A 24,937-nucleotide genomic window follows, 5' to 3' on the forward strand; every position below is an offset into this window, starting at 1 on the left:
AACAAGATTGACCATGGCCCAGGCCCTGGTGAAGTTTCTGGATAACCAGTACATCGAAGTCGATGGTGTGCAGAGCAAGTTTGTCGCCGGGATTTTTACCATTTTCGGCCACGGCAACGTGCTGGGGCTGGGCCAGGCGCTGGAGCAGGACAGCGGCGATCTGGTGGTGCATCAGGGCCGTAATGAGCAAGGCATGGCCCACGCTGCCATCGGGTTTGCCAAGCAGCACCTGCGCCGCAAGATTTACGCGTGCACCTCGTCGGTGGGGCCGGGCGCGGCAAATATGATTACCGCCGCCGCGACCGCCACGGCCAACCGTATTCCGTTGCTGCTGTTGCCCGGCGATGTCTATGCCAGCCGCCAGCCTGACCCGGTGCTGCAGCAGATCGAGCAGTTTCACGATTTAAGCATCAGCACCAACGATGCCTTCCGCTCGGTGAGTAAATACTGGGACCGCATCAACCGCCCCGAGCAGCTGATGACCGCTGCGATCCATGCAATGCGCGTGCTCACTGACCCCGCGGAAACCGGCGCCGTCACGTTGGCCCTGCCGCAGGATGTACAGGCTGAAGCCTGGGATTATCCCGACTACTTCCTGCAAAAACGTGTGCACCGTATCGAACGCCGTCCGCCGACTGAAGCGATGATCGGCGATGCGTTGGCTGCCTTTCGAGGCAAGCGCAAACCGCTGATCGTCTGCGGCGGCGGGGTCAAATACGCCGGCGCGAATGCCGCGCTGCAAGCGTTTGCCGAACGCTTTGACATCCCCTTCGCCGAAACCCAGGCAGGCAAGAGCGCGGTGGTGTCCAGCCATCCGCTGAACCTGGGCGGTCTCGGCGAAACCGGCTGCCTGGCGGCAAACCTGCTGGCCCCGGAAGCGGACCTGATCATTGGTGTCGGCACGCGCTACACCGACTTCACCACCTCGTCGAAGTCACTGTTCAAGCACCCCGAAGTGACGTTTCTCAACCTCAATATCAGTCCGTGCGATGCCCTGAAACTGGACGGCGTGCAACTGCTGGCGGACGCCAGGGTGGGCCTGGAGGCGTTGGCGGATGCCTTGGGTGACTACCGTTCCGACTGGACGGATCAGCCGCGCGACGCCAAGGCGCAGCTGGACGCCGAGGTGGACCGCATCTACCAGGCCGACTACCAGACGGACAATTTCGTCCCGGAAATCAACGACCACATGGACCCGGCCGTGCTGCGCGAGTTTATCGAGCTGACCGGTTCCTGCCTGACCCAAAGCCGCGTGCTCGGCGTGCTCAACGAAACCCTGGCCGACGACGCCATCATCGTCGCCGCCGCCGGCAGTTTGCCGGGCGACTTGCAGCGCAGCTGGCGCAGCAAGGGCGTGAACACCTACCACGTCGAGTATGGCTATTCGTGCATGGGCTACGAGGTCAACGCGGCCCTGGGCGTGAAGCTGGCCGAGCCGGCGCGCGAGGTGTATGCGCTGGTGGGTGACGGCTCCTACATGATGCTGCACTCGGAGCTGGCCACCTCGATTCAGGAGCGGCGCAAGATCAACGTGGTGCTGCTCGACAACATGACCTTCGGCTGCATCAACAACCTGCAGATGGAACACGGCATGGACAGCTTCGGCACCGAGTTCCGCTTTCGCAACCCGCAGACGGGCAAGCTCGACGGCGGTTTTGTGCCGGTGGATTTCGCCATGAGTGCGGCGGCCTACGGCTGCAAGACCTACAAGGTCAGCACGGTGGAGCAGTTGCAGGCGGCGTTGGCCGATGCGCGTACGCAAACGGTGTCGACGCTGATCGATATCAAGGTTCTGCCCAAGACCATGATCCACAAATACCTGTCGTGGTGGCGGGTCGGTGTGGCGCAGGTCTCGACCAGCGCGCGCACTGACGCGGTGGCCAAACAACTCAATGAACGCCTGGCCAAGGCCCGGCAGTACTAATAACAAGAGGAGTGTTTGTATGTCTTTGAAGTTGGGTGTTATCGGTACGGGCGCCATTGGCCGGGACCATATCCGTCGGTGCAGCCAGACCTTGCTCAATAGCCAGGTGGTGGCGGTGACCGACATCAACCTTGAGCAAGCCGCCAAGGTCGTCGCTGATTTGAAGCTGACCGCCGAGGTGTACGCGGACGGCCATGCGTTGATCAACTCGCCGCAGGTCGAGGCAATTCTCGTGACTTCCTGGGGGCCGAGCCACGAAGAATTCGTGCTCGCTGCCATCGCCGCCGGCAAGCCGGTGTTCTGCGAAAAACCTCTGGCGGTGACGGCCGAAGGCTGCCGCAAGATCGTCGATGCCGAAGTCGCCTTCGGCAAGCGCCTGGTGCAGGTAGGCTTCATGCGCCCGTACGACGAAGGTTATCGGGCCCTCAAGGCGGTCATCGACAGCGGCCAGATCGGCGAGCCTTTGATGCTGCACTGCGCGCACCGCAACCCGACGGTGGGCGAAAACTACAAGACCGACATGGCGATCACCGACACCTTGATCCATGAACTGGACGTGTTGCGTTGGCTGCTCAACGACGACTACGTGTCAGTGCAAGTGGTGTTCCCGCGTAAATCGAGCAAGGCGTTGGCCCACTTGCGCGACCCGCAGATCGTGCTGCTGGAAACCGCCAGGGGCACGCGCATTGATGTGGAAGTGTTCGTGAACTGCCAGTACGGCTATGACATTCAGTGCGAAGTGGTGGGCGAGACCGGTATTGCCAAACTGCCTGAGCCTTCGCAGGTGCAACTGCGCAGCGAGGCCAAGCTGTCGAATGCGATTTTGATGGATTGGAAGGACCGGTTCATCGGCGCCTACGACGTCGAATTGCAGGCCTTCATCGACAGCGTACGCGCCGGGCAAGTGGGTGGGCCGTCGGCGTGGGATGGGTTTGCGGCAGCGGTGGCGGCGGATGCGTGCATTGAGGCGCAGCGCAGTGAGCAGATCGTGAAAGTCGGCCTGCCAGAGCGCCCACATTTTTACGGCTAAGCCCAAATCTACATTTGAAATGGATTAAATGTGGGAGCGGGCTTGCCCGCGAATGCGGTGTATCAGTAAGCGAATCAGGTGGCTGACCCACCGCATTCGCGAGCAAGCCCGCTCCCACATAAAGCAAATCCGGGAGCACCTGAACATGCGCATCGCCTTAGACCCCTACATGTATCGCCATCTGCCCCTTGGCCAGATGGTCGACAAGGCCGCGGAGCTGGGCTACCAGCACATCGAGCTGTCGCCCCGCGAAGACTTCCTGCCGTTCTACAAAGCCGCTCGCGTTGACCGTGCGCGCATCAAGGAATTTCGCAAGGCCTTGAGCGACGCCGGTGTGCACTTGTCATCCCTGCTGCCGATGTACCACTGGGCCGCGGCCGACGAAGGCCTGCGCGTCGCCGCCGTGCGCAACTGGAAGCGTGCGATCCAGATCGCCGTGGAAATGGACTGCGAGCTGGTCAACACCGAGTTCACCGGCCAGTCCGACAACCCGCTGGTGTGCGAAAACCAGTTCATGCGCTCCATGGATGAGCTGATCCCGGAGTTCGAGCGCGAAGGCATCAAACTGGATATCCAGGCGCATCCGTATGACTTCTGTGAGCGCAACAACGAATCGGTGGACATCATTCGCGGCCTCGACCGCGACTGGATCAACTACCTCTACGCCGCGCCGCACACCTTCTTTTATGACGACGGCAAAGGCGATATCGCCTCGATGCTCAAGTACGCCGGTTCCAAGCTCAGCCACTTGATCATTGCCGACACCTATAACCACCGCGCGTCGTCGAACCTGCGCTACATCGTCAACCCGCCGGGCGTTACTGCCACCGTGCATCAGCACCTGGACATCGGTCAGGGCGAGGTCAACTGGGAGGCGTTTTTCGGCACCTTGCGCGAGATCAAGTTCGACGGCATCGCTACGGTTTCGGTGTTTGCCTGGGAAGACCGGCCGGATGAGTCCAACCGGATGATGCTGGAGCGGGTGACCCGCGAGCTGTGCCAATAAGAAATCGATCATTCCAAGGTGGGAGCTGGCTCGCCTGCGATAGCGGTGTTTCAGTGATGGGTTCATTGACTGACACACTGCTTTGGCAGGCAAGCCAGCTCCCACACTTGATTGGGTTTCCAGTTCCAGAAGGAGTGTATGTATGCGAATCGGACTAGTCGGCTACGGCCATGGCGGCCGCTTCTTTCACGCGCCGTTGATTGCAACGCTGCCCGGCGCAACGTTTGTCGGCGTGGTGACACGCTCACCTGAGCGGCGCCAGCAATTGGCGGCTGACCATCCCGGCCTCAAGGCCTACGACTCCATCGGCCAGATCGTCGAGGCCGGTGTCGACGTGTTGGTGATTTCCACTACCCTCAAAGGCCGCCCGGCCTTGGTATTGGAAGCCATCGAACACGGCGTCGCCGTGGTCAGCGACAAACCGTTCGCCAGCAATGCCGAACAGGCCCAGGCATTGATCACCGCTGCCGAACGCCAGGGCGTGTTGCTCAGCGTCTACCAGAACCGACGCTGGGATTCGGATTTTCTGACCTTGCGCAAACTGATCGACACCGGCGCGCTGGGCGAGATCACCCGGTTTGAATCGTGTGTGGAGCGCTACAACCCGCAATCGGTAGGCAATGCCAGCGGCGGCGGCTGGCTGCGTGACCTCGGCAGCCACCTGGTGGACCAGGCACTGCAACTGCTCGGCCCGGTGGATCGGGTGTTCGCGCAATTACACTTCAGTGCGGAATACCCGACGCTGGACCACGGTTTTTTCGTTTCCCTGACCCACGCCAACGGCGTGATTTCCCACCTGTGGGGCAGTGCGTTGCAGAACAGCCAGGCCCCGCGTTTTCGTGTCAGCGGCACCCTGGGGTGTTACACCGTGGACGGGCTTGATGGCCAGGAAGAAGCGCTGATGGCGGGCAAGACGCCGAAAACCGAAGGCGAGCACTGGGGCGCTGAAGAGCACCGACGCTGGGGCTGGTTTGAGCAAGGCGCGGAACGCGAGCGTGTGCCATCGGAGAAAGGCTGCTGGACGCAGTTCTATCGCCAGTTGCACAGTGCCGTGCAAGGGCAGGGAGCGCTGCCGGTCAACGCCTATGACGCACTGGAAACCACCCGTATATTGGACGCCGCACGCCTTAGCAGCGAGCGCCAGCAGGTGGTTTCAACAAAAATAGAATAAAATTCTAAAACAGGTTGATATGGAAATTATTTTCCAATAAAGTCTTTTCCAGGTTGCAAAAAGTACGCTTCGGGCTTGATCCAGGCGACTCAACAAAAACAAGATCAAAAACAACCAGGTACCGTCAGATGAAAATCTTCAACGCTGTACTGCGAGTTTTACGCCCTGCCCAGCAAGCGCCACGCGGTCTGCCCCGCGCCCGGCCGTTTTATTTCTCCTTCCTCAATGTGCTGTGCGTCGAAAACAAAGACGCCCTGGTGTGCTGCATTCCGGGAGCACCGATCGTGCGGCTGCCGACTTCCTCGCTCTGAAAAACGCAACGTCCACAAAACCAACAAGAAATTGGAGACAGACCGTTCATGAAGACCCCGATCCGTTTCACCGCGCTGGCCTTGTCCGTGCTGCTTGCCAGCGGTTTTGCCTCGGCTGCCGATATCAAAGTTGGCGTGAGCATGTCCGCCTTCGACGATACCTTTCTGACTTACCTGCGCGAGGACATGGACAAGCAAGCCAAGTCCTACCCCAAGGGCGATGGCGTGCAGCTGCAGTTTGAAGACGCCCGCGCCGACGTGGTCAAGCAACTGAGCCAGGTCGAAAACTTCATCAGCCAGAAAGTCGACGCGATCATCGTCAACCCGGTGGATACCGCATCGACCAAGAACATCATCAGTGCGGCGACCAAGGCGGGCATTCCGCTGGTGTTCGTCAACCGCCGGCCCGATCAGAAAGACTTGCCTAAAGATGTGGTGGCCGTGACCTCTGACGACGTCGAGGCTGGTCGCCTGCAAATGCAGTACATCGCCGACAAACTCGGTGGCAAAGGCAAGATCGTGATCCTGTTGGGCGACTTGGCCAACAACTCCACCACCAACCGCACCAAAGGCGTGAAAGAGGTCCTGGCCAAGTACCCCGGCATCACCATCGAACAGGAACAGACCGGTACCTGGCTGCGTGACCGCGGCATGACGCTGGTCAACGACTGGCTGACCCAGGGCCGCGAATTCAATGCGGTGCTGGCCAACAACGATGAGATGGCCATCGGCGCCTCCATGGCGCTGAAGTCGGCGGGCACCAAGCCGGGCAGCGTATTGATCGCCGGGGTCGACGGCACGCCGGACGGCTTGAACGCGATTACCAAGGGCGACATGGCCGCGTCAGCGTTCCAGGACGCGAAAGGGCAGGCTGTCGGCTCGGTCGAAGCGGCGCGCAAGATGGCCAGGCACGAGCCGGTCGAGCAGAACGTGATCATTCCGTTCAAGCTGATCACGCCGGACAACGTCAAAGACTTCAAGTAGCCCTTCATAACAACAATAAGCGAGCAGGGCGGCCACGGTCGTCCTGCTGATGGAGTACCCGATATGCTTGCTCAAGCGGTTGTCTCGCAGCCTCCCGGTATCCAGCCCCTGGCGCCGGAAGAACCCTACCTGCTGGAAATCCTCAACATCAGCAAAGGCTTTCCCGGCGTCGTGGCCCTGGCCGATGTGCAACTGCGCGTTCGCCCTGGCTCGGTGCTGGCGCTGATGGGCGAGAACGGTGCAGGCAAGTCGACGCTGATGAAGATTATCGCCGGCATCTACCAGCCCGACGCCGGTGAAATACGTCTGCGCGGCAAGCCGATCGTGTTTGAAACGCCACTGGCGGCGCAAAAGGCCGGGATCGCGATGATCCACCAGGAACTCAACCTGATGCCGCACATGAGCATCGCCGAAAACATCTGGATTGGCCGCGAGCAGCTCAACAGCCTGCACATGGTCAACCACCGCGAAATGCACCGTTGCACCGCCGAGTTGCTGGCGCGTTTGCGCATCAACCTGGACCCTGAAGAACACGTCGGCAACCTGAGCATCGCCGAACGGCAGATGGTCGAGATTGCCAAGGCGGTGTCCTACGACTCCGACATCCTGATCATGGATGAACCGACGTCGGCCATTACCGAAAAGGAAGTGGCCCACCTGTTTTCGATCATTGCCGACCTCAAGTCCCAGGGCAAAGGCATCGTCTATATCACGCATAAAATGAACGAAGTGTTCGCCATCGCCGATGAAGTCGCGGTGTTTCGCGACGGTCATTACATCGGCCTGCAGCGCGCCGACAGCATGAACAGCGACAGCCTGATCTCGATGATGGTCGGCCGTGAACTGAGCCAGTTGTTTCCAGTGCGTGAGACGCCCATTGGCGAGCTGCTGCTGTCGGTGCGCGACTTGCGCCTGGATGGCGTGTTCAAGGGGGTGTCATTCGACCTGCACGCCGGGGAGATCCTCGGTATCGCCGGGTTGATGGGCTCGGGCCGCACTAATGTGGCGGAGACGATTTTCGGCATTACGCCAAGCTCTGGCGGGCAGATCACCCTTGACGGCAAGCCGGTGCGCATCAGCGACCCGCACATGGCCATCGAGAAAGGCTTTGCGCTGTTGACCGAGGACCGCAAGCTCAGCGGCCTGTTCCCGTGCCTGTCGGTGCTGGAAAACATGGAAATGGCGGTGCTGCCGCATTACTCGGGCAACGGTTTTATCCAGCAAAAGGCGTTGCGCGCGTTGTGTGAAGACATGTGCAAGAAGCTGCGGGTGAAAACCCCGTCTCTGGAGCAGTGCATCGACACCTTGTCCGGCGGTAACCAGCAAAAGGCCTTGCTGGCGCGCTGGCTGATGACCAACCCGCGCCTGCTGATTCTCGATGAGCCCACCCGTGGCATCGACGTCGGCGCCAAGGCCGAGATTTATCGCTTGATCTCTTTTCTCGCCAGCGAAGGCATGGCGGTGATCATGATTTCCTCCGAGCTGCCTGAAGTGCTGGGCATGAGCGACCGGGTGATGGTGATGCACGAGGGCGACCTGATGGGCACTCTGGACCGTGCGGAGGCGACGCAGGAAAAAGTCATGCAGCTGGCTTCCGGTATGACCGTAGTCCACTGACGAACAGCAGCGCAGGCCTGCGGTTGGCCTGTGCCACAGAACAAGAAGGTGATTGGCTATGAACGCAATAACAGACAACAAGCCTGCCACGGCACCGGTCAAGCACCGCAGGCGCTTGCCCACCGAGCTGAGCATCTTCCTGGTGCTGATCGGCATCGGGTTGGTGTTTGAACTGTTCGGTTGGATCGTGCGCGACCAGAGCTTTCTGATGAACTCCCAGCGTCTGGTGCTGATGATCCTGCAAGTGTCGATCATCGGCCTGCTGGCGATTGGCGTGACGCAGGTGATCATCACCACGGGCATCGACTTGTCCTCAGGCTCGGTGCTGGCGCTGTCGGCGATGATTGCCGCCAGCCTGGCGCAAACTTCGGATTTTTCCCGCGCGGTGTTTCCCAGCCTGACGGACTTGCCGGTGTGGATACCGGTGGCGATGGGCTTGGGGGTCGGGCTGCTTGCAGGGGCGATCAACGGCAGCATCATTGCCGTCACGGGGATCCCGCCATTTATCGCGACCCTGGGCATGATGGTCTCGGCCCGCGGCCTGGCGCGTTACTACACCGAAGGCCAGCCGGTGAGCATGCTGTCGGATTCGTACACGGCGATCGGCCATGGCGCGATGCCGGTGATCATCTTTCTGGTGGTGGCGGTGATCTTCCATATCGCGCTGCGCTACACCAAGTACGGCAAGTACACCTACGCCATCGGCGGCAATATGCAGGCGGCGCGCACGTCGGGGATCAACGTCAAGCGCCATTTGATCATCGTTTACAGCATCGCCGGGTTGCTCGCGGGCCTGGCTGGCGTCGTCGCCTCGGCACGTGCCGCGACCGGCCAGGCCGGCATGGGCATGTCCTATGAGCTGGATGCGATTGCCGCAGCGGTGATCGGCGGCACCAGCCTGGCGGGCGGGGTGGGGCGCATCACTGGCACCGTGATCGGCGCGTTGATCCTGGGCGTGATGGCCAGCGGGTTTACCTTTGTCGGCGTGGACGCGTACATCCAGGACATCATCAAGGGACTGATCATCGTGATCGCGGTGGTGATCGACCAGTACCGCAATAAGCGCAAGCTCAAACGATAAATGAATTAAGGCTTGGCGCGGAACCCAATGTGGGAGCGGGCTTGCTCGCGAATGCGGTGTATCAGTGCCAGATGTATTGACTGACACTCGGCATTCGCGAGCAAGCCCGCTCCCACATTTGAACCTTCTCCAGCCAGTTTCAACCGTCTGTCTTCTATATAGCTCCACAACACTGAATTTCTTGCTATAAACGCACTCCGATGACCATTCGCCAAGCCCGTCCTGGTGCCTTTGGGGGTTAATTGGGAAAAAATGCCTGTCTTTTCAGTTGCTGAGCCCTCAAGTCGGCCTTAGACTGCCGCCCCTCGTAAATTGAGTGCCGGGTGGCGCTTGAAATGGACGGCGCCTTTCCGAGGCCTGCAGAGGTCTGCCGGAACGCTCCCTTATTCGCCTTAATGCACGTATTTTTTATAGAGAAATCAATGACAAAGGAAAAGTTGCTGGCCATGCCGGCGGATGACTACATGAATGCCGAACAGCACGCTTTTTTCGAGCAGCTGCTGCAAGACATGAAAGTGGAACACCACGAGCGCATTGAACAGAACCGTATCGCCATCGAAAGCCTGGATACCCCGGCTGACCCGGCTGACGCGGCTTCCGTTGAAGAAGAGCGCACCTGGCTGGTCAATGCCATCGATCGCGACCAGCGCATGCTGCCGCAGCTTGAGCGTGCACTGGAACGCATCAAGGAAGACTCCTTTGGCTGGTGCGACGACAGCGGCGAGCCTATCGGCCTCAAGCGCCTGCTGATCAGCCCGACCACCAAGTACTGCATCGAAGCGCAAGAGCGCCACGAGCAGATCGACAAGCATCAGCGTCAAGCCTGATGTGCTGAAGTTGGGCGCTGCTGATGCGGCGCTCAAGAGCAATACCGGTTACGCCCCTGTCTATTGATCTGCTGCAAGCTTCCCACTAACGGCCCATGGATAATGGCCCGATAGTGGCGTTTAATGCAGAAACAATAACGACAAGCAGTGGGGTAACGACGATGGCTGGAGACGGATCTCTGATGGGCGCAGCAGTGCCCGTGCACACGCGGGTGCGCGCGCTGCCCGGCTGGCTGACGCCGCTCTTGCAGAGCACCGCCCTGGTGCTGGTTCTGCTGGGCCTGGCGTTGGCTGGCTTGCCGCTGTACCTGTGCCTGCCGCTGGCCTTGCTGGTGATATGGCTGCCCACCCTTAAAAGTCGAACGCACCGCGTGGCGCCTGCCCCAGTCGCCGATACGATGGGCGAACTGACTCGCGATCTTTCCTACACCACCAGCCATAACGCGCTGTCTGCTGCCGGCGTGGCCTATTCGGTCAAGCAATTGGCGGCCCGTTTGCAATCGCAGTTGAGCGCAGCCAGGCAAATCGTCAGCAGCGCCGAAGTCATGATCGGCACTGAGCAGGTCACCTCCCAACTCAGCCGTCAAGCCTTGGGTGCGGCCAGCCAGGCGCATCAGCACAGTACGCAGGGCCGTGAAGTGCTGGCCGAGTCAATCACGCGCATGCGCCAGCTCAGCCAGCGTGCCGACGCCAGTCGCCAGTTGATTGAAGCCTTGAGCCTGCGCAGTGAAGAAATCCAGCGCGTCACGCTGGTGATCCAATCGATCGCCAGCCAGACCAACCTGCTCGCCTTGAACGCGGCCATTGAAGCGGCGCGAGCCGGTGAGCATGGGCGCGGATTTGCCGTGGTTGCCGATGAAGTGCGCGGCCTGGCCGGGCGTACTGCCACGGCGACCGATGAGGTTGGAGTGATGGTCGCCGATATCCAGCAACGCACGGCGCAAGTGGTGGAGCAGATTCGACAGTTGTCGGCGGACCTGCACACGGGCGTTGAACAGGTGGAACACGCCGGCGAACAACTGGAGAGCATCGCCAGCCTGGCGGCGGACGTGGAAGGGCAGGTGAATGAAATTGCGCAGGGCACCGATACCAACCGCGCGCAACTCGACAGCCTGTTCCATGCGGTGGAGCAGATGCGCAGCGATCTGACCGTGAGCGACCAGCAAACCCGCCAACTGGCCGACGCCGCCGTGCAAATGGAAGGGCAAGCCGAAACCATCAGTGAGCGCTTGGCAGAAGTCGGCCTGGATGACTATCACCAGCGCATCTACGATTTAGCCCGCGAGGGCGCACACCGCATCGCCGAGCAGTTCGAAGCCGATGTATTGCAAAACCGCATCAGCCTGCAGGACTTGTTTGACCGCAGTTACACGCCCATCCCGAATACCAGCCCGAGCAAGTACCACACACGTTTTGACCGTTACACCGATCAGGTTTTGCCGGCGATCCAGGAAGCGCTGCTGCCGCGCCATGAGGGATTGGTGTTCGCCATTGCCTGCACGCCTCAGGGTTATGTACCGACACACAACAAGGCGTTTTCCCACGCGCTCACCGGCGACGCCCGCGTCGATGCGGTGCAGAACCGCACCAAGCGCAAGTTCGAAGACCGTACCGGCATCCGCTGTGGCAGCCATCAACAGGCAGTGCTATTGCAGACCTATACCCGCGATACCGGCGAGTTGATGCACGACTTGTCGGTGCCGATCATGGTCAACGGACGGCATTGGGGCGGGTTGCGGCTGGGCTATAAACCGGAGGCGGCGAAGCCGGCACGCTAGCGATTGTTGCTGTTTATGCAATGGAGCTATTCCGGGGATAGCTTTTTCCAACTGGAAAAAAACCGTAGCATGGCCAACATTGTTAGGTAGCTAACTAATGTGGCGGAGAAGCTCCATGCAAAACAAAGTCGATGTCGCCGTGATGATCGGCAGTGGTGTGCCCGAAACCCTGCGCGCGCTGGGTCAGAAAGCCTGCTGGGTTGTGCTGCTCAATGGCGAGCAACGCGGCACAGCGTTCGCCAGCCGCGAAGAAGCGCAGGAGTGCAGGGCTGCCTGGGAGGCGTTATTACGCCTGGAGCAATCCGACAGCCTGCATTGAGGCTCGTTAGTGGGGTTGATGCAGGCGCTGGTTCAGTTCGTCCACGGGGATAGCCCATTCGGCGTCCTCACGCAGTTCTTCTTTCAGAAACGCCGCTTGTTGCGGCGTCCAGAAAGGCGCATCGATCAGCTTCACGTCTTCAGCCAGCGGGTGCGCATCGATGAATGCGTCGATTGCCTCCGGGGTTGAATCCAGGCCCAATTGTTCAAACAGTGTTTCGAGAGTAGGGATTGGCGCGTCCATAGTGTTCTCCATGCAAGGTGATGGTCGTTGTGCATGTGAGGCGCAGGCGGCGGCAGAGTTCTATCGGATTGTCAGGAATTGAGTGCACCTGAATCCACGGCGGATTTAAGTGCCTTGGCGGCATCTTTTGCCGCCGTTGCAGCGGCATCGACAGTTTTGAACCAACGATCTTTTTCTACCTGGTGTGTTGTGACCGTGGTCAGCGGTGGTTTGGCCCGCATGATGATCACCGCTTGAAACTCACCGTCAACTTCCCTCGCATCGCCATGGATGAAAAATTCGCCAATATCAAATTCCGTCACGTATAGCCTTCCCTTCAAGGTAACTGCACTGATAAAACCTGACCCGATAGGGGCAAACTTCAATGGACGGGCCAGTATGGCAGTTGTTGAGGGGCGGCGGCGCAGTAAACTCATCCAGATGACGAAACGATTCCCGGGTGAAAGGTCAGCGGGTTGGCTTCGAGCTTTTTGGCCAATTCGCAGGCCCGGATGTGGTTGCTGCGAAAGCCTCTGATCCTGCCGCTGGTCACTTCCAGAATATGAAAGAAATCGCGGCCCGCCGGTACAACTTGGTAAAGAACGGAATTGGAGTACCCGTCGGGGCTGTCCAGGCAGTAGTATTGACGCTCGTCTGGACATGATGAACGAGTGCGGGAAGACGTAGCATTGAGTTGACGTGTGTGCATGGCCGGCTCCTGTCGGTCGATCTTGTTTGACTTGCCCGCAGCGTTTTCAGGTGGTTTTGACCCGCGTTGCTGTTTTAGTATTGTCGTCCACAGCGTTGGCCTGGTTCCATGGCCAGGTATTTTGTGATGTGTAAGCTGTCGGAAACTGCGTTTTTTATTGGGTTATTCTCTGAAGCTGATCGGCCTGTATTCTCAGGTCCTTGAACCTGTGATTTCCTGTGGCGCCTGATGACTTGCATAAGGTCCATCGCGCATCTGTGTACTAGTCTTACAGCGCAGCAGCGGGTTCTCTTCAGTTTTTTAATGAATGTGTGATCGAGCCGTTACGGCCGTTTTTTGTGCTGTCCGCTGCGGCGGTCCGTGCTTTTTTGATGTGGGGGCGTTTCCTTGGCAGTCAGTAATCTGGATATGCACGCGTTATTCGTGCTGGGTGATTTGCGCGCAAAGTTGGTCAAGCAGTTTCAATCCCGTTTTGTTTACATCACCGAACAGACGCCGGAAGGCATCTACATTGCCGAAATCGACACCGAAGCGGCGATGGTGGTGGATGACAAGCCGCGCCTGGAGCTCAAGGTCGGCGACCATTTTCGCGCGGCGGTGCTGCCGAGCCGTGAAGGCGGTAAATTCGAATTGAAGTTCCGCGATATCAAATTGACGGTGTATGGCCTGGGCGATTACGCCTTTGTTTCTTCAGCCGAAGGCCAGGGCATCGTATTCAAGGAAGGCCACAACGTAATGCTGGTGTTTGCCGCTCACGAACAACTGCAGGAAAACCTCACCAAAACGCTCAAGGCCGTGACCGGCAAGGCCGCCAAGTGGCGCAAGGGTGAACTGGTGACCTTCAAGGCCAGTGAGTAGTCGATAAACCTCGCGTGTATTTCTGCTCTTCCGGAACCTCTACTACAGTTGAGTTGACTTAACTAATCAGAGGCTTCGCGCATTGGCAGCAAAGCCGTCCGCTATGGCTGCGAAAACGCGAGGTGCAAAAGGCATGAAAGGATTGAGAACCCTGTTGGCAGCGTCCCTGACGGCGTTGAGTCTGTCGGTGGCTTCATTGCCGGTATCGGCCGCCCAGGCTCCGGTGCATTTCGCCGACCTGAACTGGGAAAGTGGCAGCCTGATCACCGAGGTGCTGCGCTTTATCGTTGAGAAGGGCTATGACCTGCCCACCGATACCTTGCCCGGCACTACCATCACCCTGGAAACCGCGCTGGCGAAAAACGACATCCAGGTGATTGGCGAAGAGTGGGCCGGCCGCAGCCCGGTGTGGATCAAGGCTGAGGCCGAGGGCAAAGTGGTAGGCCTGGGCGACACGGTCAAGGGCGCCACCGAAGGCTGGTGGGTGCCGGAGTATGTGGTCAAGGGCGACCCTGCCAAGGGCCTCAAGCCTCTGGCGCCAGACCTCAAAAGCGTCACAGACCTGGCGCGTTACAAGGATGTGTTCAAAGATCCGGAATCTCCAGGCAAGGGGCGCTTCCTCAACAGCCCCATCGGCTGGACTTCGGAAGTGGTCAACAAGCAGAAGCTCAAGGCTTACGGCCTGGACGACAGCTACGTGAATTTTCGCAGTGGTTCGGGCGCCGCTCTGGATGCCGAGATTGCGTCATCGATCCGTCGTGGCAAACCGGTGTTGTTCTACTACTGGTCGCCGACGCCGCTGATGGGGCGTTACAAACTGATCCAGCTGGAAGAGCCGCCGTTTGATGCCGATGCCTGGAAGACCCTGACCGACGCGGATAACCCCAACCCGAGGCCCACTCGGTCATTAGCGTCCAAGTTGAGCATTGGCGTATCGACGCCGTTCCAGCAGGCAAACCCGCAGATTGCCGAATTTTTTACCAAGGTTCAGTTTCCCATCGAGCCGCTGAACAAGGCCTTGGCGACCATGAGCGAGAATCATACGGCGCCACGCGAAGTGGCCCAGGCGTTTCTCAAAGAGCATCCTGAAGTGTGGAAGGCGTGGTTGACGGCGGATGTGGCGCAGAAGGTTGAGGCGAGTCTGAAGTAAGCCGACAATCTTTCTATTCGATGCAGATTCAAATGTGGTCTTGTGTGGGAGCCGGGCTTGCCCGCGATGCAGGCACCTCGGTTTATCAGGTAGACCGAGGTGATGCTATCGCAGGCAAGCCAGCTCCCACATTTTTATTGTATTTCAGGCTTAGAACTTGGTTTGAACGGCCACCTCGAAGGTCCTTGGCGACCCTAGGTAATACGCCGGCGACACATGTGCAAACTCCGCATACACCTGATTCGTCAGGTTGCGCACCCGGCCGGTGACCGAGGTGTGTGAGTCCACCTTGTAGCGCAGGAACGTCCCGAACAGCGTGTAGGCCGGCACCGTCAGGGTATTGGCATTGTCCGCATACACCTGCGCGACATACCGCGCATCCACGCCGCCTTGCCAGTCTTGCGTAAAGTCATAAGTCAGCCACACGTTGCCCACGCGCTTGGGTACGTTGGTGGGCGTATTGCCCTTGCGTGAGACCACCGCGCCGCTGGCGATTTTTTCGTTGAAGTCATCGTATTCGGCGTCCAACCAGGCGAAATTGCCCTCGGCAAGCAGCGTTGGCGTGATGCGCAATGAGCTGGCCAACTCAATGCCCTTGGAGGACTGCGCGCCCACTGGAATGCTGTTGTTCGGGTCCAGCGGGTCGGTGACGGCAAAATCCTTGCGTTCGATCTTGTAGGCCGCGACGGTGGCCGAGCCGCGACCGTCCAGGTAATCGAACTTGCTGCCCACTTCCCACTGTTTGCCGGTCGACACGTCTAACACCTGGGTGGTGGTCGACGGCTGCTCGGCCGCGGTGCTGTATTGCACATACACATTGGCCGATGGGATGAACTGGTAAGTCAGGCCCACGCGACCGGTCACCGGCTCCCAACTGCGCTTGAAGTGACGTGGGTTGGTGGCCGTCACCGTTCTGTGGTTGGTAACGTCCAGGTCGATAGCGTCGTAGCGCAGGCCGGTCAGCAGCGAGAGTTTGTCGGTGAGGCCCAGACGGTTTTCGGCGAACAGTGCCTTGGTGGTGACCGCATTGGTTTTGTCCTTGACGAAGCCCGGCCGGGTGCCCGGTATATCGTAGAAGTGCCCCGGGGTGTAATGGTTCGGGTCCACGCTACTGTTACCCGGCACGTTCAGTGGGTTGTTGGTGGTGCTGTTGACCTTGTACTCGAAGCCGCCGGACCAGGTGGTCGACAAGCCGAAGAACGTATCGTCATGGCGCAGTTCGAACTGGTTGCCGTTCTGTTCGCCCTGATGACGCACCTGGTAGGCCGTTGAACGGTTCACCGCGCTGTTATCGGCATTGTATTGGTAGGTCTCCAGGTTGCGGTAGTCGCGCTGGCTGTCCAAGTGATAGAGCGTGTTCTTCAGCGTGGTGCTGTCGGTGATCCGATAATCAATGATCGAACGCGCCCAGATCGTGCGCTGCTCGTAACGACCATCGGCAACGTTGTAGTTGTTGAACCGGTTGTGCCGGTCGATTTTCAACTCACCCGCCTTGGGGTTGAGCACCGGCGTGCCCCAGTACGGGCTGTCCTCATGTTCATCCTGATATTCCAGCGCCAAGGTGTGGGACAGGTTGGGCGTCAGGTCGCTGAGCAGGGAAAACGCCACACTCCAGGCATCCCGCTGGTCGCGGTCGATATAGCTGTGGTTGGTGTTGCGGCTCACGTCCAGACGCGCGTAATGCTGCACCTCGGCACCCGGTTCCGTCAGCGCATGGTTGACGCCAAAAGCCATGCCGGCGGTGTCGTAGCTGCCGTAGGTGAGCTGGCCTTCTGCCGCTTGCTCCTCGCGGGTCGCCAACTTGGTCACATAGTTCAGCGAACCGCCCACGGAGCCGGCACCATTGATCAAGGAGGAGGGGCCGCCGACCAGTTCGACGCGGTCATAGATCCACGCATCCACCGGCCGGGCCAAGCCGGTGGCGACGTTGATGCCGTTGAACATCTGAGTGATCTGGCTGCTGGTGAATCCACGGTAGGACACAAACCCGCCAAACCCCGGCGGCGCGCTGGCGTTGACGCCAGGCAAGGTGTTGGCCGCATCGCGGAAGGTCTTGGCGCCATGGCGCTCAATGTCGTTGCGAGTCGCAATGGCCACCGACGCCGGGGTTTCCCGCACGCTTAAGCCCAGCCGCGACGCCATGCCACTGGATTGATCCAGGGCCAGGCCCGGCTCAGCGGTTTGCTCACCATCAATGGTGGTGGGGGCCAACTCAAGCGCCCAGCCACAGACAGGCAGGCAGCCGAACAGGCCCGCCAACAGGGGTAAATGTTTCATGGTTGAATCCTGAAAAACTTGGCTTGAAAACAACGCACAGCCGCGCGTATTCCCCAACGGGAACGGAGGCCGGTGCAGATTGGATAGCGAAGGGATCAGGCGAAAGCGGGAGGCGCGCGCGGGTTGGCCGCAGGCCAGGTGAAGCGGGCAGGGATGTCAGCGGCAAGCACCACCGCCGGTGGTGGCGCATGGGGTTGTGGCAACACCGCCACATTCAGGCTGGAACTCAGTGCCGGGCCCATACCGCCGGTCGAACACAGCGGGCAACCAAACGCCTTCGACAGCGTCGGCAGGTTCTCATCCGTGGAGTTGCTCTGCTTGGGCGCCTGGGTACGCGGGTCCACCGTACAGAACTGGCCGCCGATGCCGTTGAGCTGCATTCCCAGCATCTGCCCATGCCCAATACTGCACGCGAACACATTGAACAGGACGCAGCAGTAGAGCATCCAGGCAATGAGTGAGCGGTCGGCACGGGCGATTTTCATGGGGCGGCACTTTACCATCAGCCGCCGACGAAATGCCTACAAAAAATCTCAGGGCGACTATCATCATTCGCACATTTCAGGGAGCGCCCGCCATGAGCTTTGTCATCGCGCGATGGATCGTCGGGGTTTTTACCTGCATCAGCATGGTGCACTTGTACTGGGCCGCCGGCGGCAAACTCGGCAGCCTTGCCGCCATCCCCCAACTGCCCGGCGAATTCGCCCACGGGCCGCGGCCAGCGTTCAAGCCCTCCGCACTGGGGACATTTTTGGTTGCGATGGGGTTGGTGGCGATTGCGCTGCTCGTCTGCCTGCGGGCCGGCCTGTATTTCTCGCCGGTGTCCCATGGCGCGCTGCAGTGGGGGATCAGCGCGATTGCCGTGGTGATGTTTGCCAGGGCGATTGGCGATTCGGAGTTGGTGGGGTTTTTCAAAAAGGTGGGTGGGTCGAGGTTTGCCAAGTTGGATACGTATTTTTATTCGCCGTTGTGTTTGGTGTTGGGGGTGGGGTTGTTGGTGGTGGCGTGGGGGTGAGGGTGGGGCTGTGCGATGCTGAATGTAGCTAATTCGCCTCAGTTTTTATCTTTTTTAGCTCCAAAATTAAGAGTTGATGAAGCAATAAACGTCTTCAGCGTTTATTTTTGCAGGTGTTATTTTGTTCAGCGCTGTAATGACTTCGTTTTTATATTCGATCAAAAAATGAAAGCTGGGCTGCTGCGTGTGTTTCGCTATCGTAAAACCTACACAGAATTATGGATGGATGTGTTTTTAATAATCGTGGATTTTACAGCGGTGATACAGGTTTCAAAAATTGTCATACTGGTCCAATGATTACATCTTTCGGAACGGGATTTTTGAAGCAATAAAACAACGTCTTGCGGGGCTTCCAGAACCGGATGGTCTATTTTGCTCGGCGCGGTCGGTCGATTTTTAATAATAGAGTAAACCTTTCTTGCTTCATTTTTTTGAAAAAGCCTCCGCTTTTAAGTTCGTTGGGTAAACTTTTCTTCAATAGATGCTCTTCAGCTTTTGAGTTGAATTTCACTCCGTCTATCGATCACCACCCTTGCTGAATAGGCCAATGTTTTGAAAGCCTTTCTGCATCCTCGCGCCAAGAAAACCAAACACTAATGAAGTCGTGATCAATCAAAGTCATCGTACGGAAAACTGGGTCGTTTGTCTGGTCTCTACCTTCCCATGGTTTGACTTGAGGCTCGTCTATGTAGGCCGTTTTATTTCTATCCATTGAATAAGTGTGGGGGTTGTAGCCAACGTTCAATTGTGCCTGACGTGACGGTTTTGTTTTTTCTTGCGTGAAACCGGCAGCGGCTTTTAGTTTTTTATGTTAGAAAAAGAAAAACAATCCTGTGTTTCTATTAATTGCTAATGCATTTAATCTGATTATTTTATTTAATGTTTTTGAGTTTTTAGGTTTTAAATGAGTTTTCAGTATTTGCAGGCTTTCCTTTAGCTCCTGCGGAGTGGTTATGGCTTCATCCTCATATTCATCGATTATCTTTCCAGTGGTGTTGTTTATTTTTTCTAATGCGCGAGACTCTAAAAGTTGTTGGTATTCTTCTTCTGTAAGCGACGTGCTCTCAAGTAGATGGTCTGGGCAGTCGTTTATGTCTAGCAGTCTCATTGCTTCGATCGTGAGTGGCACACAGATTGTTTTCATTTTATTGGTGTCTTATTGGCGTGGATTGCGTCATTGTAAACTGAGGGGGCAGGAAGAGATGAATGCTTACCTTTGGGTTCAATAAAGGTTGATTTTGATTTTTGCAATGAAAAATGGTATCCGTTTTATTTCTGCGGCCTACGCTTAATACCTCTCTGTGAGGAAGATTTGTTATTTGTAAGTCTCTTACTCTGGAGCGGGTCAGCCCAGTTCTGCCACATATTTTGATCTTCGCCTTTATATTTTTTGGGCAAGCAGGCAGGGGAGATCGGGTATGTCAAGGCCGACACCAAAGAGGCAGAATCATTTTATATAGCTCAGCTGTGTATGTAAGTGTAGACGTCTCTTTGCTGAATCTCTTTGATTTCCATCCTGCTAATTACATCGTTTAGGATGGGCAAATGCTCTGAGTGAAAAATAATCTGAGCTACTCCGTGTGTTTCTGCATCATGGAATCTGAAAGCTAGTAGGGTTCGGTCTGCCAATATTAGCTTGAAATCATCTGATGTTGATAAGTGGCTCAGATCGCTAAGTTTATTCCAAACGTCGCTGGGCTCGCTATTTTTTTTCTGCATGAGTGTCACAGTATAACGATAGCTAGTGAGTGTGGCCGGGTCTATCTGATCAGGTTTTGAACTCAAGTGCTCTATTCCAGAATAAATTGAAGTGGCTTCATTTTTTTTAAATATGTCTTTGGGGCTTGACGATTTCGCAAAACGTTTTAAAGCCAGATATTCCTGGGTTTTGCTTTCGTACGGGAATCCCATGGTGTACCAAATTGAGATTGTTGGCCATTCCGATGTCAGTGCGGATGCAAGTTCGCACCATGTTTTCCAAACGCTTTCAAAGTCCTGGTTTAGCAGGGAAATTGTCGAAAATTCGTGATCGTTGGTCGCGTATACTTGACCCCATGGGTGAATGCCGACTTCTTGGATGAAAACGGTTTTCATTAGTCATTTCTTAAAGTATGTGTGAGAGTCATCGCCGATTTTTAGTGGGACTTTACGATGGTTGATAGTTGTTTCAGTATTGAAGTGGGGTGCATGATTACCTTTATTGTGCCCAAGGGAATGTTCGCGAATTTCAATTTTTCGTTCGAGTAATTTAAATTCATATACACGTCCTTGTATATAGCGATTTTGATCGGTAAGTGTCTCTCGATAAACGCGTGCCGGATGCTGGTTTTTAGGGATTCCGCCAATTTCTTTCGCCCTTCTGAATGCTCCATTTCGGGAGAGTTTACTGTCGGCCCCTGTCGGCGTTTCTGGCTCTCGCTCGTTAACCCTAGCTGTGTAGGATGGCTCCTCGATTTTATGGGTAGATTTACATCCGTTTCCACCAGGGCACCGATTTAATCCCAGCGGATCTACCCACCCTATCGGGTTGGGCACGTACTGGTAAGCATTGATCCCACCCGCCAGCTTCACCGGGTCGGGCGTCAGGTAACGACCAATATCTGGATTGTAGTAGCGATGGCGGTTGTAGTGCAGTCCGCTTTCCGGGTCGAAGTATTGGCCTTGGAAACGTAACGGGTTGCCGATTTTTTCGATGTCGAGGCGGCTGATCTGGCCGTAGGCACGGTAATGCGCGGACCAGACGATTTCGCCGTCGGGGGCGGTGAGTTCTTGCGGGGTGCCGAGGTGGTCGAGTTGGTAGTGGAAGGGCTGGGTGTCTTGAGGGCCGAAGCCTTCCAGCAGAACTAACGGGCGGAAACTGTCCGGCTCGTAAATGTAACTGCGATGACGATCCGCGTGATGTTCCGCAATCAGCTTGTCGCCTTGCCAGAAAAACTCGGTGGTTATGCCTTCGACGGTTTTGCTGATACGCCGACCAAACGGGTCATAGCGATAGCTGGCCGTTTGTCCGTTCGGTTGGGTGATGCCGATCAACCGATGCTGGCAGTCGTAGCGATACTCGGTGACGAGTTGGTGGCCTTTACCACGCCGTTGACGGATCAGGTTGCCGAACGCGTCATAGTCATAATGATGATCGCCCTGAATCACCAACCGATTTCCCGCCACGATGTCCGGGCCGGCGCGGTCTTGCATCAGCAGGTTGCCGGCCGGGTCGTGGCCGAAGCGCTCCTGCTGGTCTTGCGAGTGATCGGCGCGGGTGAGGCGGGCGAGGGGGTCGTAGTGGTAGTGGTGTTCGCCTTTACGGGTGTCGAGCAGGCGGGTGAGGTTGCCGGCTTTGTCGTAGTCGTAGTGGCGGCGGTAGAGCTTGTGTTCCTCTTGGGTCACTGCATGCGCGTGCAGACGGTTTTGCTCGTCGTAGTCGTAGTGGCTGAGGAGTTCGCCTTGCTGGCGTTGGCGTTCTTTTCCGGTTTTGAACAGGTGTGAAGTGAGGGTTTTGCCATTTAGCTCGACGGTGGCGAGGTGGCCGCTTTTGTCGTGGTTGAAGGTGAGGCGGTTGTTGTCCGGCAGGCGCAGGTTCTTCAGTTGGCCGCAGGCGTCGTAGCCGTAGCGCAGGGTGCCCCAGCCTTGGTGGTCGGCGGTGAGGCGGTTTTGGCTGTCGTATTCGTAGGCGAGCGCCCAGTGGCCGTCGTCGACGCTGAGGAGGTTGCCTTGGCGGTCGTAGGCGTATTCAACAACGTTGCCATCGGGGAGAGTTTTTCGTACGAGGCGGCCGGAAGGGTCTCGCTCGTAGCGGGTGATTAGCTGACTGCCATCGTCGCCGTGTTCGGTTTTCTCCAGCAGGTTGCCGTTGAGGTCGTAGACGTACGCCGTACGCTGGCCGTCAAAACCGGTTTCCTGCTTGATCAACCCGTTGGGGTGGTAGTCGAGTTGGTAGGTTTCACCGACTTCGTTTTCGATCTCGGTCAGCAGCAACCGGGTGTTGTCGTAGCGGTAGTTGACCTGGGTGCCGTCAGAATTAATGCGGCGGCTGATGAGGTGCAGGCCGTCGGCGTATTCGTAGCGGGTGACGTGGCCTAATCCGTCACGTTCAGAGGTGATTTTTCCGTACGGGTTGTAGCTGTATTCTCGCGTCGCCCCATCGGGCTGGGTCAGCTTTAACAGGCGCCCGGCTGCATCCCGCTGATACTGAGTCAGCGCGCCATGCTCATCCTCACGCGCCGTCTGCCGACCAACATCGTCATATCGATACCGCTTAACCCCGCCATTCGGCAGTTGTTCTTCAACAAGCTGCCCACGCTCATTCCAAACCAGCCGATGACAGCCGTTATCCGGATACCAAACCCCAACCAGTTGCCCGTGTTTGTTGTAGGTGTAGTCCGTAACATAGCCGTCAGGATCTGTCTGACGCGTAATGTCGCCCTGATCATTACGCTCATACTTCCAAACCGCCTCTCCCCGCCGCACAACCCGTACGAACCCGTTATCGTGCTCGTAGGCAGTCGGCTCATCCTCCCCCGGAAACAGCGCCACCAAGCGTCCCGCGTCGTCGTACTGATACGCCGTCACCGCTCCCAGCGGGTCCTGCTCAACCGTCAGCCGGCCCTTGTCGTCATAGGATTTGAAGTGTTCAGCGCCATCGGGATCAACCCGCTGCACCAGCCGCGCCCGTTGGTCATGGACATACACTTCCTGGCTGCCATCAACGTTGTGAACCGTGACCCTGCCGCCGTCCTCCCACACATACCGCGTGTCCATCTGCGAAAAACTGGCCCAGTGCCGAACACATCGCGCCGCCTTACCAGCTCGTTCCCACTCCCAAAAGAAACTCGCCCCACCGGCCAGCTGCCGTTCAAGAATGACGTGCTGCTCGTCGTACCGATAAACCTCGCTTTCACCTACGGCATTGGTCGCCGAAACCAGTCGCCCAGCGTCGTCATAGGCGTAGGAAACGACGTTCTGCTCCGTCACCCAGTCGTAGGGCTCACGGCCTTTGGCGCGATGAACCTGATAGTCCACCGCCACAATGCGGCCCAGTTCGTAACGCAAAAACAAACAACGGCCGACACCGTTATCCAGCCGCTCAATCCGCCCCAAACGATCACGAGAAATGCGCAACCGGTTGTCATACGCATCGCTGATCGCTGTCAGCTGACCGTCGCGAAAGTGATAAAAACGTGATGCCTGAGCCAACACCAGCTCATCAGGCAGGGCACCCAAGTAGATCGCCGCTTCGGCCAAGCTGTTGGTAATCGCAGGCCGAGAAACGGAAGGCAACGGAAACTCAGTACTGCGATTCTCATGATCCGTCCAAACCACCGAATCACCCGCAACCACCAACCGCTGCGCCAGCGCATGACTCCAACCAAACCCCAACCCACAATCCACTTCCGCCGCACTGGTGCGGTACAACCGCGTCCACTCAAACGGCAAAATCCCGTCCAGCGCGCCATCGGTGAGGGTCAGCAATTCTTCCCCGGTGACCATCGACACCGGGCAGCCATGGGTGGCGGTTTTATCCGCAGGCGCCGCCGCATCTCCACGGGGATTCTTCGCAGCCGCAGGCACATCATCCACATGTTCTTTCTGCTTCAGCACCGCGTTCTGCCGTGCCCGCCAGCGCATCTGCATCGTGCCTTGCTTCAGCCCACCGACTACGCCGCGAACTGCCACGGCCTTGTAGCGATCCACCGCCTGCATGAACTTGGTCAGAGTCCCAAGCAGGCCGCGCACAAAGCCAACTGCGGCATCGAGAACCTGTGCGCCATACTTGACCAACCGCAAGCTCAGGTACGCCACACCCGCCGCCGGCAGCGCGATCATCAACACCGCGCCAATCACCAGATCGATAAGCAGCGACACCATAAACCCCGCCGCCGCCTCGGCAATATCGCCGGGCGGCAGTGCGTCGAGCCACAGCATCGCCGTGCGTACCATCAGGTACAGCGCCGCCTCATCACTGGCCAGCAACATGGCTTTTTCCATGACCTGCGGCGCGTCGGTGGCCAACTGCGCCAACTTGGCGGCCTCGGCACCCAATTGCTCGCCGAACTTCATGGGGTCTGCAAGAATCGCCTGGACCAGCTTGATGCTGTCCCACACCTCCTTGATTGCCGCCCAACTGCCCGCGAGCATGCCGCTGCCAATCGCGCTGGCGGTGGATTGCTGCCAAGACGGTTTGAAGCCGTTCCATTGCTCGCGCAGCCATTGCTCCAGGTCCGCCGTCAGCCCGGCGTAGGAGGCAAACAACGCGTCTACCTGCTGCGTGGAAACGCCGCCTTGTACCCGCACTTGATAGCGCCCACCGGCCACGCAGGTGTGGGAGGCCTTGCCATGTTCATCCAGCATGACTCGCGTAGAACTGCCGTCTTCCAGGCGAATCACCTCAACCGGGATTTCGCCGATCGGCACGTCGTACACCGACTCGAACTTGCTCTCGATCTTCAGCTCGCCACCCGCTGGGCAGCGCGCAACGGTGGAAAAATCCGCATCGGAAATGCTGAAGGAACGTTGCGAATCCCCCACCCGCAATACCCTGTCCATCCCCAGCAACGACGGCATGTCCGCTGCATGGCTGACCGAGTCCAGCGCCCGCGCATACCAGGCGCCCATCTGCTGGCGATACTCCGCCAGGCTCTGATGGAAGCCATTGAGCTCATGT

The 24,937-nt window shown here is 57.9% G+C and carries 22 protein-coding genes; 14 read left to right on the plus strand and 8 right to left on the minus strand.

The window, feature by feature from the left end; all coding sequences use genetic code 11:
- The 11 genes from iolD to AACV02_RS20825 form a co-directional block, all read left to right on the plus strand.
- Positions 1–1,924: 3D-(3,5/4)-trihydroxycyclohexane-1,2-dione acylhydrolase (decyclizing) (gene iolD, locus AACV02_RS20775; RefSeq protein ID WP_256680533.1), on the plus strand; the 1,924-nt coding region annotated here is incomplete at its 5' end.
- A gap of 19 nt (positions 1,925–1,943) precedes the next feature.
- Positions 1,944–2,954 carry a Gfo/Idh/MocA family protein gene (locus AACV02_RS20780; protein WP_119741673.1) on the plus strand — a complete coding sequence of 337 codons (1,011 nt, stop codon included), beginning with the start codon at positions 1,944–1,946 and terminating at the stop codon, positions 2,952–2,954.
- A gap of 145 nt (positions 2,955–3,099) precedes the next feature.
- The gene (locus AACV02_RS20785; protein WP_119741675.1) at positions 3,100–3,960 is read left to right on the plus strand and encodes a sugar phosphate isomerase/epimerase family protein; all 861 of its coding nucleotides are present in this window, start codon (positions 3,100–3,102) and stop codon (positions 3,958–3,960) included.
- Positions 3,961–4,102: 142 nt separating this feature from the next.
- Positions 4,103–5,131: a Gfo/Idh/MocA family protein gene (locus AACV02_RS20790; protein ID WP_119741677.1), complete on the plus strand. Its 1,029-nt coding sequence runs from the start codon at positions 4,103–4,105 to the stop codon at positions 5,129–5,131.
- Between the two features lie 128 nt (positions 5,132–5,259).
- Entirely contained in the window at positions 5,260–5,442 is a 183-nt protein-coding gene (locus AACV02_RS20795) for a hypothetical protein (protein ID WP_119741679.1), read from the plus strand.
- Between the two features lie 48 nt (positions 5,443–5,490).
- The gene (locus tag AACV02_RS20800; RefSeq protein WP_119741681.1) at positions 5,491–6,426 is read left to right on the plus strand and encodes a sugar ABC transporter substrate-binding protein; all 936 of its coding nucleotides are present in this window, start codon (positions 5,491–5,493) and stop codon (positions 6,424–6,426) included.
- 63 nt (positions 6,427–6,489) lie between these two features.
- Entirely contained in the window at positions 6,490–8,043 is a 1,554-nt protein-coding gene (locus AACV02_RS20805) for a sugar ABC transporter ATP-binding protein (protein WP_106580283.1), read from the plus strand.
- A 58-nt stretch (positions 8,044–8,101) separates the two neighbouring features.
- Complete coding sequence (locus AACV02_RS20810) at positions 8,102–9,124, plus strand: ABC transporter permease (RefSeq protein WP_026013640.1); 1,023 nt, start codon at positions 8,102–8,104, stop codon at positions 9,122–9,124.
- Positions 9,125–9,546: 422 nt separating this feature from the next.
- Positions 9,547–9,951, plus strand: coding sequence for a TraR/DksA family transcriptional regulator (locus tag AACV02_RS20815; protein ID WP_010564800.1), 405 nt, complete (start codon positions 9,547–9,549; stop codon positions 9,949–9,951).
- A 545-nt stretch (positions 9,952–10,496) separates the two neighbouring features.
- Entirely contained in the window at positions 10,497–11,729 is a 1,233-nt protein-coding gene (locus AACV02_RS20820) for a methyl-accepting chemotaxis protein (protein WP_372239739.1), read from the plus strand.
- Between the two features lie 115 nt (positions 11,730–11,844).
- A complete protein-coding gene (locus AACV02_RS20825; protein WP_119741685.1) occupies positions 11,845–12,048 on the plus strand; it encodes a hypothetical protein in 204 nt (67 codons plus the stop codon).
- A gap of 6 nt (positions 12,049–12,054) precedes the next feature.
- On the opposite strand, the gene AACV02_RS20830 is transcribed toward AACV02_RS20825, so the two are convergent.
- The 3 genes from AACV02_RS20830 to AACV02_RS20840 all read right to left on the minus strand — a co-directional run bounded on the left by AACV02_RS20830 (position 12,055) and on the right by AACV02_RS20840 (position 12,979).
- Positions 12,055–12,291 (minus strand): DUF2789 domain-containing protein, encoded by a 237-nt coding sequence (locus AACV02_RS20830; RefSeq protein ID WP_106580278.1) that lies wholly within the window; start codon positions 12,289–12,291, stop codon positions 12,055–12,057.
- Between the two features lie 71 nt (positions 12,292–12,362).
- A complete protein-coding gene (locus AACV02_RS20835; RefSeq protein ID WP_119741687.1) occupies positions 12,363–12,593 on the minus strand; it encodes a hypothetical protein in 231 nt (76 codons plus the stop codon).
- A gap of 110 nt (positions 12,594–12,703) precedes the next feature.
- Positions 12,704–12,979, minus strand: coding sequence for a hypothetical protein (locus tag AACV02_RS20840; RefSeq protein ID WP_106580276.1), 276 nt, complete (start codon positions 12,977–12,979; stop codon positions 12,704–12,706).
- A gap of 408 nt (positions 12,980–13,387) precedes the next feature.
- Between AACV02_RS20840 and AACV02_RS20845 the strand changes: the two genes are divergently transcribed.
- Both AACV02_RS20845 and AACV02_RS20850 read left to right on the plus strand, forming a co-directional pair.
- Positions 13,388–13,837 carry a hypothetical protein gene (locus tag AACV02_RS20845; protein WP_177413706.1) on the plus strand — a complete coding sequence of 150 codons (450 nt, stop codon included), beginning with the start codon at positions 13,388–13,390 and terminating at the stop codon, positions 13,835–13,837.
- A gap of 133 nt (positions 13,838–13,970) precedes the next feature.
- A complete protein-coding gene (locus AACV02_RS20850) occupies positions 13,971–14,987 on the plus strand; it encodes an ABC transporter substrate-binding protein (protein WP_119741691.1) in 1,017 nt (338 codons plus the stop codon).
- Positions 14,988–15,137: 150 nt separating this feature from the next.
- Here AACV02_RS20850 and AACV02_RS20855 read toward each other — a convergent pair whose 3' ends face one another.
- Positions 15,138–17,264: a TonB-dependent receptor gene (locus AACV02_RS20855; protein WP_119741695.1), complete on the minus strand. Its 2,127-nt coding sequence runs from the start codon at positions 17,262–17,264 to the stop codon at positions 15,138–15,140.
- Positions 17,265–17,359: 95 nt separating this feature from the next.
- Positions 17,360–17,749 carry a DUF2946 domain-containing protein gene (locus AACV02_RS20860; RefSeq protein WP_119741697.1) on the minus strand — a complete coding sequence of 130 codons (390 nt, stop codon included), beginning with the start codon at positions 17,747–17,749 and terminating at the stop codon, positions 17,360–17,362.
- Positions 17,750–17,841: 92 nt separating this feature from the next.
- Here AACV02_RS20860 and AACV02_RS20865 point away from each other — a divergent pair, with 92 nt between their 5' ends.
- Positions 17,842–18,279, plus strand: coding sequence for a DUF3995 domain-containing protein (locus AACV02_RS20865; RefSeq protein WP_106580271.1), 438 nt, complete (start codon positions 17,842–17,844; stop codon positions 18,277–18,279).
- 811 nt (positions 18,280–19,090) lie between these two features.
- Here AACV02_RS20865 and AACV02_RS20870 read toward each other — a convergent pair.
- The 3 genes from AACV02_RS20870 to AACV02_RS20880 form a co-directional block, all read right to left on the minus strand.
- Complete coding sequence (locus tag AACV02_RS20870; RefSeq protein ID WP_234452657.1) at positions 19,091–19,387, minus strand: hypothetical protein; 297 nt, start codon at positions 19,385–19,387, stop codon at positions 19,091–19,093.
- A gap of 353 nt (positions 19,388–19,740) precedes the next feature.
- Positions 19,741–20,373: a hypothetical protein gene (locus tag AACV02_RS20875; RefSeq protein ID WP_119741702.1), complete on the minus strand. Its 633-nt coding sequence runs from the start codon at positions 20,371–20,373 to the stop codon at positions 19,741–19,743.
- Positions 20,374–20,376: 3 nt separating this feature from the next.
- Positions 20,377–24,888, minus strand: a complete 4,512-nt coding sequence (locus AACV02_RS20880; RefSeq protein ID WP_119741704.1) for an RHS repeat-associated core domain-containing protein — start codon at positions 24,886–24,888, stop codon at positions 20,377–20,379.
- Between the last annotated feature and the right edge of the window lie 49 nt (positions 24,889–24,937).

It is taken from the genome of Pseudomonas sp. Larv2_ips (assembly GCF_963879675.1).
Lineage (GTDB): Bacteria > Pseudomonadota > Gammaproteobacteria > Pseudomonadales > Pseudomonadaceae > Aquipseudomonas.

Coding starts and splice junctions, on each gene's coding strand:
- AACV02_RS20780 (WP_119741673.1), top strand. CDS start 1,944: ATGTCTTTGAAGTTGGGTGTTATCGGTACGGGCGCCATTGGCCGGGAC.
- AACV02_RS20785 (WP_119741675.1), top strand. CDS start 3,100: ATGCGCATCGCCTTAGACCCCTACATGTATCGCCATCTGCCCCTTGGC.
- AACV02_RS20790 (WP_119741677.1), top strand. CDS start 4,103: ATGCGAATCGGACTAGTCGGCTACGGCCATGGCGGCCGCTTCTTTCAC.
- AACV02_RS20795 (WP_119741679.1), top strand. CDS start 5,260: ATGAAAATCTTCAACGCTGTACTGCGAGTTTTACGCCCTGCCCAGCAA.
- AACV02_RS20800 (WP_119741681.1), top strand. CDS start 5,491: ATGAAGACCCCGATCCGTTTCACCGCGCTGGCCTTGTCCGTGCTGCTT.
- AACV02_RS20805 (WP_106580283.1), top strand. CDS start 6,490: ATGCTTGCTCAAGCGGTTGTCTCGCAGCCTCCCGGTATCCAGCCCCTG.
- AACV02_RS20810 (WP_026013640.1), top strand. CDS start 8,102: ATGAACGCAATAACAGACAACAAGCCTGCCACGGCACCGGTCAAGCAC.
- AACV02_RS20815 (WP_010564800.1), top strand. CDS start 9,547: ATGACAAAGGAAAAGTTGCTGGCCATGCCGGCGGATGACTACATGAAT.
- AACV02_RS20820 (WP_372239739.1), top strand. CDS start 10,497: ATGATCGGCACTGAGCAGGTCACCTCCCAACTCAGCCGTCAAGCCTTG.
- AACV02_RS20825 (WP_119741685.1), top strand. CDS start 11,845: ATGCAAAACAAAGTCGATGTCGCCGTGATGATCGGCAGTGGTGTGCCC.
- AACV02_RS20830 (WP_106580278.1), bottom strand. CDS start 12,291: ATGGACGCGCCAATCCCTACTCTCGAAACACTGTTTGAACAATTGGGC.
- AACV02_RS20840 (WP_106580276.1), bottom strand. CDS start 12,979: ATGCACACACGTCAACTCAATGCTACGTCTTCCCGCACTCGTTCATCA.
- AACV02_RS20845 (WP_177413706.1), top strand. CDS start 13,388: ATGCACGCGTTATTCGTGCTGGGTGATTTGCGCGCAAAGTTGGTCAAG.
- AACV02_RS20850 (WP_119741691.1), top strand. CDS start 13,971: ATGAAAGGATTGAGAACCCTGTTGGCAGCGTCCCTGACGGCGTTGAGT.
- AACV02_RS20855 (WP_119741695.1), bottom strand. CDS start 17,264: ATGAAACATTTACCCCTGTTGGCGGGCCTGTTCGGCTGCCTGCCTGTC.
- AACV02_RS20860 (WP_119741697.1), bottom strand. CDS start 17,749: ATGAAAATCGCCCGTGCCGACCGCTCACTCATTGCCTGGATGCTCTAC.
- AACV02_RS20865 (WP_106580271.1), top strand. CDS start 17,842: ATGAGCTTTGTCATCGCGCGATGGATCGTCGGGGTTTTTACCTGCATC.
- AACV02_RS20870 (WP_234452657.1), bottom strand. CDS start 19,387: ATGAGACTGCTAGACATAAACGACTGCCCAGACCATCTACTTGAGAGC.
- AACV02_RS20875 (WP_119741702.1), bottom strand. CDS start 20,373: ATGAAAACCGTTTTCATCCAAGAAGTCGGCATTCACCCATGGGGTCAA.
- AACV02_RS20880 (WP_119741704.1), bottom strand. CDS start 24,888: ATGGGCGCCTGGTATGCGCGGGCGCTGGACTCGGTCAGCCATGCAGCG.